Source organism: Mycobacterium sp. IDUB_5 (assembly GCF_055419565.1).
The window spans coordinates 186958-201403 of sequence record NZ_JBVAXX010000004.1 but is presented as its reverse complement, the minus strand read 5'-3'; the positions used below and the strand labels follow the sequence as shown (position 1 = coordinate 201403).

The 14446-nt window shown below is 68.4% G+C and carries 17 protein-coding genes; 10 read left to right on the top strand and 7 right to left on the bottom strand.

The annotated features are described in order from the left end of the window. Positions 1–199: 199 nt before the first annotated feature. Positions 200–556 carry a WhiB family transcriptional regulator gene (locus ACZY1G_RS14035; RefSeq protein WP_463812467.1) on the top strand — a complete coding sequence of 119 codons (357 nt, stop codon included), beginning with the start codon at positions 200–202 and terminating at the stop codon, positions 554–556. Between the two features lie 58 nt (positions 557–614). Here the strand turns inward: ACZY1G_RS14035 and bagB are convergent, their stop codons facing one another. Next, a complete protein-coding gene (bagB, locus tag ACZY1G_RS14030) occupies positions 615–1745 on the bottom strand; it encodes an ATPase BagB (protein WP_463814745.1) in 1131 nt (376 codons plus the stop codon). Between the two features lie 13 nt (positions 1746–1758). Further along, complete coding sequence (gene bagA / locus ACZY1G_RS14025) at positions 1759–2790, bottom strand: ATPase BagA (RefSeq protein WP_463812466.1); 1032 nt, start codon at positions 2788–2790, stop codon at positions 1759–1761. Positions 2791–2861: 71 nt separating this feature from the next. On the opposite strand from bagA, the gene ACZY1G_RS14020 reads away from it, so the two are divergent. The 3 genes from ACZY1G_RS14020 to ACZY1G_RS14010 are packed head-to-tail and all read left to right on the top strand — an operon-like array spanning position 2862 to position 4276. Next, positions 2862–3023, top strand: coding sequence for a DUF4177 domain-containing protein (locus ACZY1G_RS14020; protein ID WP_463812465.1), 162 nt, complete (start codon positions 2862–2864; stop codon positions 3021–3023). Between the two features lie 8 nt (positions 3024–3031). Next, the gene (locus tag ACZY1G_RS14015; RefSeq protein WP_463814744.1) at positions 3032–3487 is read left to right on the top strand and encodes a RidA family protein; all 456 of its coding nucleotides are present in this window, start codon (positions 3032–3034) and stop codon (positions 3485–3487) included. A gap of 15 nt (positions 3488–3502) precedes the next feature. Further along, positions 3503–4276 (top strand): MBL fold metallo-hydrolase, encoded by a 774-nt coding sequence (locus ACZY1G_RS14010; RefSeq protein WP_463812464.1) that lies wholly within the window; start codon positions 3503–3505, stop codon positions 4274–4276. Between the two features lie 3 nt (positions 4277–4279). On the opposite strand, the gene crp is transcribed toward ACZY1G_RS14010, so the two are convergent. Both crp and ACZY1G_RS14000 read right to left on the bottom strand, forming a co-directional pair. Continuing rightward, positions 4280–4954, bottom strand: a complete 675-nt coding sequence (gene crp / locus ACZY1G_RS14005; protein ID WP_046365140.1) for a cAMP-activated global transcriptional regulator CRP — start codon at positions 4952–4954, stop codon at positions 4280–4282. 153 nt (positions 4955–5107) lie between these two features. Beyond that, positions 5108–5392, bottom strand: coding sequence for a hypothetical protein (locus ACZY1G_RS14000; RefSeq protein ID WP_463812463.1), 285 nt, complete (start codon positions 5390–5392; stop codon positions 5108–5110). A gap of 201 nt (positions 5393–5593) precedes the next feature. Between ACZY1G_RS14000 and nth the strand changes: the two genes are divergently transcribed. Genes nth through marP form a run of 4 tightly spaced genes read left to right on the top strand, consistent with a single transcriptional unit; the run spans position 5594 to position 8902 of the window. After that, the gene (nth, locus tag ACZY1G_RS13995) at positions 5594–6274 is read left to right on the top strand and encodes an endonuclease III (RefSeq protein ID WP_172835745.1); all 681 of its coding nucleotides are present in this window, start codon (positions 5594–5596) and stop codon (positions 6272–6274) included. Between the two features lie 8 nt (positions 6275–6282). Further along, positions 6283–6936 carry a TlpA disulfide reductase family protein gene (locus ACZY1G_RS13990; protein ID WP_463822721.1) on the top strand — a complete coding sequence of 218 codons (654 nt, stop codon included), beginning with the start codon at positions 6283–6285 and terminating at the stop codon, positions 6934–6936. Further along, positions 6933–7715, top strand: a complete 783-nt coding sequence (locus ACZY1G_RS13985; protein WP_463822720.1) for an NUDIX hydrolase — start codon at positions 6933–6935, stop codon at positions 7713–7715. Before ACZY1G_RS13990 ends, ACZY1G_RS13985 begins: the two co-directional genes overlap by 4 nt. Next, positions 7712–8902 carry an acid resistance serine protease MarP gene (marP, locus tag ACZY1G_RS13980; protein WP_463812460.1) on the top strand — a complete coding sequence of 397 codons (1191 nt, stop codon included), beginning with the start codon at positions 7712–7714 and terminating at the stop codon, positions 8900–8902. The genes ACZY1G_RS13985 and marP overlap by 4 nt, the downstream gene beginning before the upstream one ends. On the opposite strand, the gene ACZY1G_RS13975 is transcribed toward marP, so the two are convergent. Further along, the gene (locus ACZY1G_RS13975) at positions 8903–9862 is read right to left on the bottom strand and encodes an alpha/beta fold hydrolase (RefSeq protein WP_463812459.1); all 960 of its coding nucleotides are present in this window, start codon (positions 9860–9862) and stop codon (positions 8903–8905) included. Then, positions 9862–10389 (bottom strand): phage holin family protein, encoded by a 528-nt coding sequence (locus ACZY1G_RS13970; protein ID WP_463812458.1) that lies wholly within the window; start codon positions 10387–10389, stop codon positions 9862–9864. Before ACZY1G_RS13970 ends, ACZY1G_RS13975 begins: the two co-directional genes overlap by 1 nt. A 217-nt stretch (positions 10390–10606) precedes the next feature. Between ACZY1G_RS13970 and ACZY1G_RS13965 the strand changes: the two genes are divergently transcribed. Beyond that, positions 10607–11245 (top strand): S1 family peptidase, encoded by a 639-nt coding sequence (locus ACZY1G_RS13965; RefSeq protein WP_463812457.1) that lies wholly within the window; start codon positions 10607–10609, stop codon positions 11243–11245. Between the two features lie 79 nt (positions 11246–11324). Here the strand turns inward: ACZY1G_RS13965 and acs are convergent, their stop codons facing one another. Continuing rightward, on the bottom strand, positions 11325–13286 hold the full coding sequence (acs, locus tag ACZY1G_RS13960; protein ID WP_463812456.1) for an acetate--CoA ligase: 1962 nt from the start codon (positions 13284–13286) through the stop codon (positions 11325–11327). 135 nt (positions 13287–13421) lie between these two features. Between acs and ACZY1G_RS13955 the strand changes: the two genes are divergently transcribed. After that, entirely contained in the window at positions 13422–14180 is a 759-nt protein-coding gene (locus ACZY1G_RS13955; protein WP_463812455.1) for an oxidoreductase, read from the top strand. Positions 14181–14446: the final 266 nt, after the last annotated feature.

The following is a 14446-nucleotide window of genomic DNA, read 5'->3' as shown; positions in this document are numbered from 1 at the left end:
CCGTGACGGCACGGTTGTCCCAAAAAAGTGGTCACGAACGTATTGCGCAAAACGCCGGTGACCACCTAAATTGAGCGAGCAGTGCGATACAGGTCACACAAGACCCTCGCAGTGTGGCGTAGATCGCACTCAGGTGATCGACGTCGGGGAATCAGCCGTCTGCGTTGTCGGGGCGCGGCCAGAACTAAGGGGATCGCTGGTGTCAGTTACCAAGCCCGCCGCACGCAAGACCACGGTGAATCCAGCTACCGAGTCCATTCTGCACGGCGCAGAGGCAGAAGCCCGTATTGCGTGGGTTTCGCAGGCCCGGTGTCGCCAGACTGATCCCGACGAGCTGTTCGTCCGCGGCGCAGCCCAGCGCAAGGCCGCAGTCATCTGCCGGCACTGCCCCGTGATTGCCGAGTGCGGCGCCGATGCCCTCGACAACCGGGTGGAGTTCGGTGTGTGGGGCGGTATGACCGAGCGTCAGCGTCGCGCCCTGCTCAAGCAGCACCCTGACGTGGTGTCCTGGTCGGACTTCTTCGCCGCCCAGCGCAAACACCGCAGCGCGGGCTAAACGCCCCGCCCCGACAGAGGCGTCAGAATTTGCTTGTCGGACGAATGTGGCCTGTGGATCAGGCCGCGGTCGTCTGCCCGGTGATCTGATCGGCGATCGCTCGCAGCGCCTCGAGATCCGACACGTCGAACGGCAGGGACGGCACGCCGACGATCGCCACATGGGGGTTGGCGCCGGTGAACCGCGACAGCAACCGCACTTCGCGCTTGGCCGTCGACGCCCGGTCAGCGTGCACTCGCAGCGCCGCGGCCGTCAGCGATCCCGGATCGGTGCCATCCAGCGCATCGGCCGCCTTGCTCGCCGCGTCGCTGGTCAGATCGCACAGCGTCGGGTGGGTGCGGTTGAGGATCAGGCCCGCCAACGGCATGCGCTCCGAGGACAACCGATCGACGAAGAACGACGCCTCCCGCAGCGCATCCGGCTCGGCGGCCGAGACGACGACGAACTGGGTGCCGCGGCGCTTGAGGAGTTCGTAGGTGCGGTCGGCCTTCTCGCGGAACCCACCGAACGTGGCGTCCAGTGACTGGACGAAACCCGCTGCGTCGGAAAGCATCTGAGACCCCAGGATGGTCGACATCCCCTTCATGGCCAGTCCGACCGCGCCGGTGACCAGCCGGCCGATGCCCCGTCCAGGCGCTAGCAACAGGCGCCAGAGCCGGCTGTCCATGAAGCTGCCCAACCGCTTCGGCGCGTCGAGGAAGTCCAACGCATTGCGCGACGGTGGCGTGTCCACCACGATCAGATCCCACTTGTCTTCTGCCAGAAGCTGACCCAGCTTCTCCATGGCCATGTACTCCTGCGTGCCCGCCAGCGAGGTGGCCACGGTTTGGTAGAACTGGTTGTCCAGGATGGCGTCGGCGCGATCGGGTCCCGAGTACTGGACGACCATCTCGTCGAACGTGCGACGCATGTCCAGCATCATCGCGTAGAGCTCACCGGACACCTCGGGCGCCAGCGGAACGCGCTGAGGGACATTGCCCAGATCCTCGATGCCGAGCGCCTGGGCCAGCCGCTTCGCCGGGTCGATGGTCAGGACGACGACGGTGCGGCCGTATTCGGCGGCGCGCAGCGCCATCGCCGCGGCGGTGGTGGTCTTGCCGACACCGCCTGCGCCGCAGCACACGACCACGCGATTGGCCTTGTCGCGCAGGATCGATCCCATGTCCAGGGTCACCGGAGCGGTGCTCATCATCTGCCTCTCGTCACCGCACGCCCTGCTGGGCGAGCGCTTCGGCCAATTCGTACAGACTTCCCAGATCGACGCCGTCTGCCAGCGCCGGTAGATCCAGGCGTGGGACCTCGAGTTCGGTCAACTGCTCGGCGCTTTCGGCGCGCGCCGCGATACGCGTCGCGTGTTCGATCGTTTCAGTGAGAAGTCCCGCGAAGTCGTTGTCGGACAACGTGATTCCTGCGCTGGACAGGCCCGCGCGGATCGCGTCGGCGTCGACATCACCCTCGGCGGCCTTCGCCAGATCATCAGGCGGGAGATAGGCCGGGATGTTGCGGTTGATGATCACCGAGCCGATCGGCAGCTCCATCTCGCGGAGTTCGGCGATGGCCTCCAGGGTCTCCTGCACCGGCAGCGCTTCCAGCAGCGTCACGAGGTGGATCACAGTGAGGTCGGAGTGCAACAGCCGCACCACACCGTCGGCCTGCGAATGCACCGGACCGCCCTTGGCCAGGTCGGACACGGCCTTGGTGACGTCGAGGAAGCGGGCGATCCGGCCGGTCGGCGGCGAGTCGACGACCACCGCGTCGTAGTAGCCGTACTTGCCCTTGGCTTCCTTCCTGGTGCGTGTGACGACCTCTTTGATCTTCCCGGTCAGCAGGACGTCACGCAGGCCAGGGGCGATCGTCGTCGCGAACTCGACGGCTCCGATGCGGCGCATGGCGCGCCCCGCCAGCCCCAGGTTGTAGAACATGTCCAGGTATTCCAGGAATGCGGCCTCGGTGTCGACGGCCAGGGCGTTGACCTGACCGCCACCCTCGGCGGTCGCGATCTTGACCTCTTCGTAGGGCAACGGGGGCACATCGAAGAGCTGCGCAATACCTTGCCGCCCTTCCACTTCCACGAGTAGCACCTTGCGTCCGCCGGCGGCCAGGGCCAGGGCCAGCGCTGCGGCGATCGTCGACTTGCCGGTGCCGCCTTTGCCGCTGACGAAATGCAGGCGCGCCTCGGCCAGCCGTGCCGGCCACGAACCGTGCGGTGAGCCCTCTGGTGTGGTTGCCACCACTGCATGCTAGCCATAGCGATCTGCGCGCCGGATAAGCTCAGCCGTATGAGCGAACAAACGAGGTGGGCGGCGTGAGCGCAGCGAACAAATGGGAATACGCGACTGTTCCGTTGCTGACGCACGCGACCAAACAGATCCTCGACCAGTGGGGAGAGGACGGCTGGGAGCTTGTCTCGGTGCTGCCGGGTCCGACGGGCGAGCAGCACGTCGCGTACCTGAAGCGGCCCAAGTGACCCGACAAATCTGGTCGGAACGGCTGAACGAGCTGGGCATCGCCCTGCCCGAGGTCGTGGCCCCACTCGCGGCGTACGTGCCCGCGGTCCGTACGGGCAATCTCGTCTACACCGCCGGGCAGCTGCCCATTTCTGGAGGTGAGCTCGTCGAGACGGGCAAGGTGGGCGCCGAGGTGTCCGTCGAGGACGCCAAGCACCTGGCCCGCCGGTGCGCGCTGAACGCGCTCGCAGCCGTCGACGCCCTCGTGGGTATCGACGCGGTGGTGCGGGTGGTGAAGGTCGTCGGCTTCGTCGCGTCCGCACCGGGGTTCGGCGGCCAGCCCGTCGTCATCAACGGTGCGTCGGAGCTGTTCGGGGCGATCTTCGGCGACGCGGGTGCACACGCCCGATCCGCCGTCGGGGTATCCGAGCTTCCGCGCAATTCGCCGGTGGAAGTCGAAATCATCGTCGAGGTCGCCGGTTAGGCAGAGGTCGACTGAGTGGAGCACCCCGCGTACGGATTGCTGAGGCCGGTCACCGAGACCGCGTCGGTGCTGCTGTGCGACAACCCTGGGCGTATGACACTGGACGGCACCAACACATGGGTGCTGCGCGGGCGCGGCAGTGACGAGATGGTGGTCGTCGACCCCGGGCCGGACGACCGCGACGAGCACATCGAACGGCTCGCGGCGCTGGGCCCGATCCCTCTTGTGCTGATCAGCCATCGGCACGAGGACCACACCGGGGGGATCGACCGGCTCGTCGACCTGACCGGCGCGGTCGTGCGCTCGGTGGGCAGCGGATTCCAGCGGGGCCTCGGCGGTCCGCTGACCGACGGTGAGGTCATCGACGCAGCGGGCCTGCGGATCACGGTGCTGGCCACGCCGGGCCACACCGCCGATTCGCTGTCGTTCCTGCTCGACGATGCCGTGCTGACCGCTGACACCGTGCTCGGCCGGGGCACGACGGTGATCGACAAGGAAGACGGCGACCTCGGCGACTATCTGGAGTCGCTGCACCGGCTGCGTGGTCTCGGCCATCGCACGGTGTTGCCCGGACACGGGCCCGATCTCGAGGACCTGGCCGCGGTCGCCGACACGTATCTGGCGCACCGGCAGGAACGGCTGGACCAGATCCGCGGGGCGCTGCGTGAGCTCGGTGACGACGCCACCGCCCGCGCCGTGGTCGAACACGTCTACACCGACGTGGACGAGAAACTATGGGACGTGGCCGAGTGGAGCGTGCAGGCGCAGCTGAACTACCTGCGCCGATGACGTTTAGCGGGCTCGTCTCGCGAGGCGCTCGCTGTCGCTGATCAGCACGCTCTTGCCCTCGAGGCGAATCCATCCGCGGTGAGCGAAGTCGGCCAGCGCCTTGTTCACGGTCTCGCGAGAGGCGCCGACGAGCTGGGCGATCTCCTCCTGTGTCAGATCGTGGGTGACGCGCAGCGCGCCGCCTTCCTGCGTTCCGAACCGCTGGGCCAGCTGCAGCAGCTGCTTGGCGACGCGACCGGGGACGTCGGTGAAGATCAGGTCAGCCAGGTTGTTGTTGGTGCGGCGCAACCGGCGCGCCAGCACCCGCAGCAGCTGCTCGGCGATCTCCGGGCGATCGGCGATCCAGGCGCGCAGCGCCTCACGGTCCATCGACACCGCCCGCACCTCGGTGATCGTGGTCGCGCTCGACGTACGCGGTCCCGGGTCGAAAATCGACAGCTCACCGAACATGTCCGACGGTCCCATGATCGTCAGCAGGTTCTCGCGGCCGTCCGGCGAACGCCGGCCGATCTTCACCTTGCCGGTGATGATGATGTAGAGCCGGTCGCCGGGCTCACCCTCGGCGAACACCGTGTGCCCGCGGGGGAAGTCGACGGGCTGGAGCTGCTTGGTCAGCGCGGAAACAGCGCTGGGTTCGACCCCTTGGAAGATTCCGGCCCTGGCCAGGATCTCGTCCACGTTGCCCCTCTTGTCGAAGATGTTGGTGGTCAGACATGTGCGCGCCGACGTCGGATACGAAGGCCGACTCAGTCTAGAGCCATGTCCTGTCGTGACCAGCTCACGCTACACAGGATCGGCATGTCGGGTCTGCCGAAACCGGTTATTGACGGGCTAGGGGTACGACGCGGTCGTCGGCAAACCTGACGTGACCTTCGCCCGCATCGGTATCGGCGCCGTCGCCTCACGCTCCACGCGCCGCCGGTTCTGGTCGGTGATCGCGGTGTCCAATCCGTCACGCACCAGCGCGTCGACATCGCCGGCCTCGGCCTGATTCAAGAAGTCGGCGACATCGGCCGCCGAGATGGTCTGCTGGCGCAGACCAGCCTCCACCTTCTCCAGCCCGAAGGTCGCCAGCATCAACAACCCCGGGATCAGCGCGACGAGCAACCACGACACATGCGGAAGTAAACACGGCCAAGGTCTCGGACCGATCACGAAAAGCCCACGTTAACGACCGATCTGAACACGAGTTGGGTCGAACGTGTCGGACGTGCTCAGTACGCTGGCGAGGTGACCGTGACCAAACGGACCGCCAAATGGGACGCCGCCAAATGGGACAAAGAGACCCACCTGGGTCTCGTGCGGCGCGCCCGACGCATGAATCGCACGCTGGCCGAGGCGTTTCCGCACGTGTACTGCGAGCTGGACTTCACCAATCCCCTCGAGCTCACCGTGGCCACCATTCTGTCCGCGCAGAGCACCGACAAACGCGTCAACCTGACCACGCCCGCGCTGTTCGCCACGTACCGCACGGCGCAGGACTACGCCCAGGCAGACCGGGCGCAGCTCGAAGAATTGATCCGCCCCACCGGGTTCTTCCGAAACAAGGCGTCATCGCTGATCAGGCTGGGCCAGGAGCTGGTCGAACGCTTCGACGGCGAGGTGCCCGCCACTCTGGACGAGCTGGTGACGCTGCCCGGCGTGGGGCGCAAGACGGCCAACGTCATCCTCGGCAACGCGTTCGACGTCCCCGGCATCACCGTCGACACCCACTTCGGCAGGCTGGCCCGACGATGGCGCTGGACCGCCGAGGAGGATCCGGTCAAGGTCGAACACGCGGTCGGTGAGCTGATCGAGCGCCGTGAGTGGACGCTGCTCAGCCATCGGGTGATCTTCCACGGCCGGCGGGTGTGTCATGCCCGCAAGCCGGCCTGCGGGGTGTGCGTGCTCGCCAAGGACTGCCCCTCCTACGGCATCGGGCCCACCGATCCACTGGTGGCGGCCCCGCTGGTCAAGGGCCCGGAGACCGAGCACCTGCTGGCACTGGCCGGCCTGTAAGCGTGCCGATGAGCACGTCGGCACGGTGGAGCGTCGTGGCGCTGGTGGTCCTCATCGCGCTCGGGGTCGCGCTGTTCAGTGAATTGGCGGACGATCCGACCGGTCCCGCCACACCCGCGACGCCCGGTGTGGTGTCCCCGCGCGACAAGCGCGACGCCGACACCCCGGCCGCGCTGGCCGGGCCGCGGGCGCAGGCCGCGCTGGCGCCCTGCCCCGCCCCCGGCGCCGGAGCTGGTCCAGAGTCGCTTCGCGGCATCGTCGTCGAATGCGCCGGCGACCGAACGCCGGTCGACGTGGCACGCGCTGTCGCAAACCGGCCGACGGTGCTCAACCTCTGGGCCTACTGGTGCGGTCCGTGCGCCGACGAGCTACCGGCGATGGCGGAGTACCAACGCCGAGTCGGGCCGTCGGTCCTCGTGCTCACCGTGCACCAGGACGAGAACGAAACCGCCGGGTTGCTCCGCCTCGCCGAACTCGGGGTGCACCTGCCGACGCTGCAGGACGGACGACGCCAGATCGCCGCTGCGCTGCAGGTTCCCAACGTGATGCCGGCGACGGTGGTGCTCCGCGCGGACGGTAGCGTGGCGCAGATCCTGCCCCGGTCGTTTGCCACCGCCGACGAGATCGCCGACGCAGTGGATCCGACGATAGGAGTGAGGTGAGCTGGGAGATCAGGGACGGCGAGCTGACTCCCGCCGCCGCACCGCCCTGGCTGGCCCCCCTCGTCACTGACCCGGCCGCGGTCAAGGACGCCTACCGCCAGCGGGTGCCCGCCGAGGTCCTCGCCGCGCTGACCGCAGCCAACGCCACCGCAGCGGTCACCGGCGCCCGCCGCGACGCCGCGGTGCTCGTCCTGTTCTCCGGCCCCGACGACGGTGTGCCGGGCGAACTCCCGGCCGACGCGGACCTGCTGGTCACCATGCGGGCCTCCACGCTGCGCCACCACGCCGGCCAGGCCGCGTTCCCCGGGGGCGCAGCCGACCCGGGCGACCGCAGCCCCGTGCACACCGCGCTGCGTGAGGCCACCGAGGAGACAGGTCTTCAGGCCTCCCGGCTGCGGGCCCTGGCCACCCTGGACACGATGTTCATCCCGCCGTCGGGATTCCAGGTCGTGCCGGTGCTCGCATACTCCGCCGACCCCGGGCCCGTCACGGTCGTGGACAGGTCCGAAACCGCCGTGGTGGCACGGGTTCCGGTGCGCGCCTTCGTCAACCCGGCCAACCGGCTCATGGTGTACCGCAAGGAGAACACCCGCCGCTCGGCCGGTCCGGCGTTCCTGCTCAACCAGATGCTGGTGTGGGGATTCACCGGGCACGTCATCGCCGCGATGCTCGATGTCGCGGGCTGGGCGCAACCGTGGGACACCGACTCCGTCCATGAACTCGGCGATGCAATGGCGCGCGTCGAGGGCGCGGGCAGCTACGGTGATCTCCAACGATGACATCGTCACAGTGGCTGGACATAGCCGTACTCGCCGTAGCGCTGATCGCCGCCATCTCGGGCTGGCGATCCGGCGCGCCCGGTTCTGTGCTCGCCCTTGTCGGTGTGGTGCTCGGCGCTGTCGCCGGCGTGCTGCTCGCCCCACACGTGGTCAACCACATCGACGGGCCGCGTACCAAGCTGTTCGCCACGCTGTTCCTGATCCTGGCGCTCGTGGTGGTCGGCGAGATCGCCGGCGTGGTCCTCGGCCGTGCGGTGCGCGGCGCGATCCGCAATCCGACACTGCGCGTGGTGGACTCGGTGATCGGCGTGGCGGTGCAGCTGGTCCTCGTACTGACCGCGGCCTGGCTGCTGGGGACCGCGCTGGTCTCCTCGCCGCAGCCCAATCTGGCCGCCGCGGTGCAGGGATCGAGGGTGATCGCCGAGGTCGACTCGATCGCGCCGAGCTGGTTGCGCTCCGTGCCCGGCCGGCTGTCCGGATTGTGGGACACCTCCGGGCTGCACGATGTCCTCAAGGACTTCGGCCCCACCCCGGTCGCCAACGTCGACGCGCCGGACGCCTCGCTGGCCAGTTCCGCGGTCGTGGGGACGACGCGGTCCAGCGTGGTCAAGGTGCGCGGTGTCGCGCCCAGCTGCCAGAAGGTGCTCGAGGGCAGCGGTTTCGTCGTCGCCCCCAACCGGGTGATGTCGAATGCGCACGTCGTCGCCGGGTCGGAGACCGTCACCGTCGAGGTCGACGGAAAGACCTACGACGCCAAGGTCGTCAGCTACGACCCCAACGCCGACATCTCGATCCTCGACGTCCCCGACCTTCCGTCGGCGCCGCTTCAGTTCGTCGACTCCGAGGCACCCGCAGGCACCGACGGCATCGTGATGGGTTATCCCGGCGGTGGCGACTTCACCGCGACGCCGGCGCGCGTGCGCGAGGTGATCGAACTCAACGGTCCCGACATCTACCGCAGTACCACCGTGACGCGCGAGGTCTACACGATCCGCGGCACCGTGAAGCAGGGCAATTCGGGCGGTCCGATGATCAACCGGTCGGGCAAGGTGCTGGGCGTGGTGTTCGGCGCGGCCGTCGACGACGTCGACACCGGATTCGTGCTGACCGCCCAGGAAGTCTCCCGTCAGATGGCCAAGGTCGGCAACGTCGCGCCGGTGCCGACGGGCGCCTGCATCAGCGGCTGATCAGCCGTACACCTGGCGAAGAAACCGTTCGAGCTGCGCGTTGACCGCCTCCGGCGCCTCTTCGTGAGCGAAATGTCCTGCGCCGTCAACAGATACGTAGCGGCCGTGCGGCGCGTAGTTCTGTGTGCGGATCACCGGGTCGGCGAGCACGTAGGGGTCGGTGTCGCCGCGCAGATGCAGGACGGGCACCGCGATCGGACGCTTCATCGACCGCATGAACCGCCGACCCTCGCTGCGCAGCTGGCTGCGCACCGCCCAGCGCTGGTACTCCAGCGCCGAATGTGCGGCCGACGGGATCTGGATCGCCCGCCTCAGCAGCGGCATGGTCTCGGCGAAGTCGTCGCTCGCCTGCCACGGCGCGCTGGACCGGGCGCGCACGATGCGCTCGAGTTCGGCCCCGTCGTGGCGGGTCAGGATGCGTTCCGGCCACATCGGCACCTGGTAGCGCAACATCGACGGCAGCAGCGCCCGCCCCTGATCGCGGCGGCGCATCGTCGAGGCGCGCAGCGCTGCCGGGTGCGGTGAGCTGACCACCGCGATCGCGTGCACCACACGCGGATGCAGGACCGCCGTGGCCCAGCAGACCAGTCCGCCGTCGGCATGACCCACCAGCGTGGCGGTGCTGTGTCCCAGCGCCCGCACCAGGCCCGCCGTGTCACCGGCCAGCGTCCAGCCGTCATACCCGCGCGGCGGCTTGTCGCTGGCGCCGTACCCGCGCAGATCGATCGCCACCACCCGCGCCCCCGACAGCCCCCGCAGCTGGTGACGCCAGGACCACCAGAAGGAGCCGAAACCGTGCAGCAGGATCACCAGCGGACGGTCGGTCAGTGGACGGGACTGGTCGTCGGCACCCGCCTCCCGCTCAGCCTCGACGACGTGAAAACGGATGCCGTTGGCATGCACGTCGAGATGACGCCACGGTCCGCCGACGCGAACGACCGACGGATCGGGTACGGCCATTACCAGCCGGACGGATCCGTCGCCGCCGGCTGCTTGCCGTTCGTCGTACCCCCTGCCGCTGGGCCTGTCATGACGGCCTTCTTGTCAGCACCCCCGCCGAACGCCTCGGGGAACTCCTTGACCGATTCGATGGTCTTGCGGGGACCGCGAATTCGCCGCACCTTCAGGAATCCGAGCAGCGCCAACGCCGCGGTGACCACGACCATGATCCCGAACACGATCAGGAACGCAGCCCATCGCCACAGCCACTGATCGAGCAGCTCGGCGAGGAAGAAGAAGAAAAAGAACGTGGAGTAGAACAACACGACCAGCGCCAGGATGAAGAAGACGCTGCCGGTCAGGCCCTTCTTGACGTCGCGGGTGATCTCGGCCTTGGCGAGTTCGACCTCCGCGCGCACCAGAGTCGAGACCTGGGCGGTCGCGTCCTTGACCAGGTCGCCGATCGACGGGTCCGGCTTCGGCGCGTGCGGGTCCACCAGCGGTATGGATGTCACCGTCGCCGGCGCGCCGTTACTGCGATCGCTCACAAGAGCTTCCTTCCCCGCATGAGATCTGGTCGCGGCTTATGTTGCCACGTGGCGTGAAACGAAACGATCCGGCAGTGACGTTAGACTGCCTTGATTCCTTGGTGATTCTTTCTGGCGGGTCGGGCCGAAGCCATTGAGGCGTCGATTGGAGTGAGGTGTGAAGTCGAACGGCCGGCCGGCTGTCTTCTCTGCGATCTGCGCGATTCTCGGGGCTCTCATGCTGGTGAGCGCTGGTGTCGCCCATGCTGCGGCCCCCGTCACTCTCGGCGGCGGGTCCGGTCTGGTCGTCAACGGCGACACCCTGTGCACGCTGACGGCGATCGGCACCGACCGCAGCGGCAACCTCATCGGCTTCACCTCCGCACACTGCGGCGGGCCGGGTGCCGTCGTCGCCAGTGAGGCCGAGCAGGATGCCGGCATCGTCGGCACCATGGTGGCCGGCAACGACGTCCTGGACTACGCGGTGATCAAGTTCGACCCGGCCAAGGTGCGCCCGGTCGACGAGGTCAACGGGTTCCGGATCGACGGCATCGGCCCCGACCCGGTGTTCGGTCAGGTGGCGTGCAAGCTGGGCCGCACCACCGGCTACTCGTGCGGCGTGACGTGGGGCCCCGGCGAGCAGCCCGGCACCATCGTCAATCAGGTCTGCGGGCAGCCGGGCGACTCCGGTGCCCCCGTCACCGTCGACAACAAGCTCGTCGGCATGATCCACGGCGCGTTCTCCGAAGACTTGCCGACATGCGTGGTCAAGTTCATCCCGCTGCACACGCCGGCGGTCACGATGTCGATCAACACTCAGCTGGCCGACATCGCGGCCAAGAACAGGCCAGGGACGGGCTTCGTCCCGGTGCCCTGACCTGACGCTCCTCAGCGGACGGCCCGGCGCAGCCGGATCGCGGCGCTGACGACCAGCGCGATGACCGCGCCGACGGGCGCTACTTGCTGGCCCGGATCGCCTCGAACACGCTCGGGTCCACGAGCGTCGACGTGTCACCCAGTTCGCGGCCCTCGGCGACATCGCGGAGCAGCCGGCGCATGATCTTGCCGCTGCGTGTCTTGGGCAGCTCGGGGACGACGTGGATCTCCCGCGGCTTGGCGATCGGGGAGATCTCCCGCGCGACCTCGGCTCGCAGCTCGTCGACCATGGAGCCCTCGCCGCCGTGGGCGCTGGACTTGAGGATGACGAACGCGCAGATCGCCTGGCCGGTGTGCTCGTCGGAGGCGCCGACGACGGCGGCCTCGGCCACCCCGGAGTGCCCGACGAGTGCGGACTCCACTTCGGCGGTGGAGATGCGGTGTCCGGAGATGTTCATGACGTCGTCGATGCGGCCCAACACCCAGATCTCGCCGTCCTTGCCGTAGCGGGCGCCGTCACCGGCGAAGTACCAGCCCTGCTCGGCGAAGCGGGACCAGTAGGTCTCCTTGAACCGCTCCGGGTCACCCCAGATGCCGCGCAGCATCGACGGCCACGGCTGATCGAGCACCAGGTAGCCGCTGGTCTGCTCGCCGTGGTCGGTGCCGGGCGCGAGCTCGTTGCCGTCGTCGTCGACGATCTTGGCCGAGATGCCGGGCAGTGCCCGCATCGCCGAACCGGGCTTGCAGTCGGTGACGCCCGGCAGCGGGGAGATCATGATCGCGCCGGTCTCGGTCTGCCACCAGGTGTCCACGATCGGGGTCGCGTCGTCGCCGAAGACCTTGCGGTACCAGCGCCACGCCTCCGGGTTGATGGGCTCGCCCACCGAGCCCAGCAGCCGCAGACTCGACAGATCGTGGTCGGCGGCGATCTGGCGTCCCCACTTCATGAAGGTACGGACCAGCGTCGGAGCGGTGTAATAGATGGTGACGCCGTACTTTTCGATGGTCTCGAAGTGGCGATGCTCGGTCGGGGAAGCAGGCGTGCCCTCGTAGACCACCTGCGTGACGCCGTTGGAGAGCGGCCCGTACACGATGTAGGTGTGCCCGGTCACCCAGCCGATGTCAGCGGTGCACCAGTAGACGTCGGTCTCGGGCTTGATGTCGAAGACGTTGAAGTGCGTGTACGACGCCTGGGTCAGGTAGCCGCCCGAGGTGTGCATGATGCCCTTGGGCTTGCCGGTGGTGCCGGAGGTGTAGAGCAGGAACAGCGGATGCTCGGAGTCGAACGCTTCCGGGGTGTGATCGGTCGAGGCCTTCGGTACGACCTCGTCCCACCACAGGTCGCGACCGTCGGTCCACGGCGTGTCGATCCCGGTGCGGCGCACCACGAGCACGTGCTCGACCGGGCTGTCGTCACCCAGGCCGGCGATCGCCTCGTCGACCCCCTCCTTGAGCGACACCGCCTGGCCACGCCGGTACTGACCGTCGGTGGTGATGACGAGCTTGGCCGCCGCGTCGTCGATGCGGGCCTTCAAAGCGCTGGCCGAGAAGCCGGCGAACACCACCGAGTGCATCGCGCCCAGACGCGCACACGCGAGCATCGCGATGATGGCCTCGGGCACCATCGGCATGTAGATCGCCACCCGGTCACCGGCGACGAGGCCGAGATCGGTCAGCGCGTTGGCTGCCTGGGAGACTTCGTCTTTGAGTTCGGCGTAGGTGATGGAGCGGGAGTGCCCGACGGGTTCGCCCTCCCAGTGGATCGCGACCCGGTCGCCGTTGCCTGCCTCGACATGGCGGTCGACGCAGTTGTAGGCGACGTTGAGCTTGCCGCCGACGAACCACTTCGCGAACGGGGCCTCCGACCAGTCCAGCACCTCGTCGAACGGCGTCTGCCAGGACAGCCGCTCGGCCTGCGTCGCCCAGAATCCCAGCCGGTCGGCAGCGGCCTCCTCATAGAGCGCCTCGGTCGCGTTGGCCTGGGCGCTGAACTCGGGGGCAGGCGGATACGAAGCCTGAACGTCAGCATGCGTCTCGGTCATGACTGTGAGGGTAGTCACCCAACGTTGCATCGACGTTGGCAACTCACAAGCGCCGCTGCGGGCGGTGTGCGGCGGGCGACGAACGTCGCAACCGGCGCGCCGATCGGTCCGTCGACCATGGATTAGTGTGCGGGCGTGACCGATCCGCTTGCCCCGCTGACCACTCTGCCCGGCGTCGCCGAGGCGGGGGAGGAGGCGCGCGAGGCTTTGGGCCGGGCTCACCGGCATCGAACGAATCTGCGCGGCTGGCCCGGCACCGCTGCCGAGGCAGCGCTGCGGGCGGCCCGCGCATCATCGGTGCTCGACGGAGGTCCGCTGCAGTTCGCGGGCGATTCGGCGGGCGGGTCGATGGGTGACAAGGACCCCGTGCTCGCGGGTGCGCTGCGGGTGGCCGAGGCACTCGAGGGCGGTCAGGGCCCGCTGATTGGCGTCTGGCGGCGTGCCCCGCTGCAGGCCATCGCACGGCTGCACTCGTTGGCCGCGGCGGATCTCGTCGACGCCGATGCGCTGGGCCGGCCGCGCAGCGAACCCGACATCGGGCGCCGCCTGGAGCTGCTCGCCGACCTCGCGACCGGCGGGACGCGGGTGCCCGCGACCGTTCTGGCCGCGGTCGCCCACGGGGAGCTGCTGACGCTGGCGCCGTTCGGCAGCGCGGACGGGGTGGTGGCGCGCGGGGTGTCACGGTTGATCACCATCGCCAGTGGCCTGGACCCGCACGGCCTCGGGGTGCCGGAGATGCACTGGATGCGCCGGTCCGGCGACTACACCGCCGCCGCACGGGGTTTCGCGTCGGGCACGCCGTCCGGATTGGCTGCGTGGCTGGTGCTGAGCAACGAGGCGCTGCATGCTGGCGCGCGCGAGGCACTGTCGATCGCCTCGTCAGCCTCGTCCTGATTTTCCCAGCAAAGCAAAAGCGGGCGACGTTCCGAAGTAATTCGAAAAGTACTTCGGCGCGCCGCCCGCCAGCACGAGCCTCCGGTTACCATGCGTGCGTTGTGGGTTGCGTGGGTGGCCTCGGCGCTGCGCGATCCGCCACGGCTGCGACCCCACCCAAAGGGTCGTCGGTGCCGTCCGATCTTCGCACTTACGCAGGCCCGCAACACTTTTGCCTGTTCCGCGGCATGTGCGCCGCGTGGGTTCCGGGACTCGTGCTGGGGAGC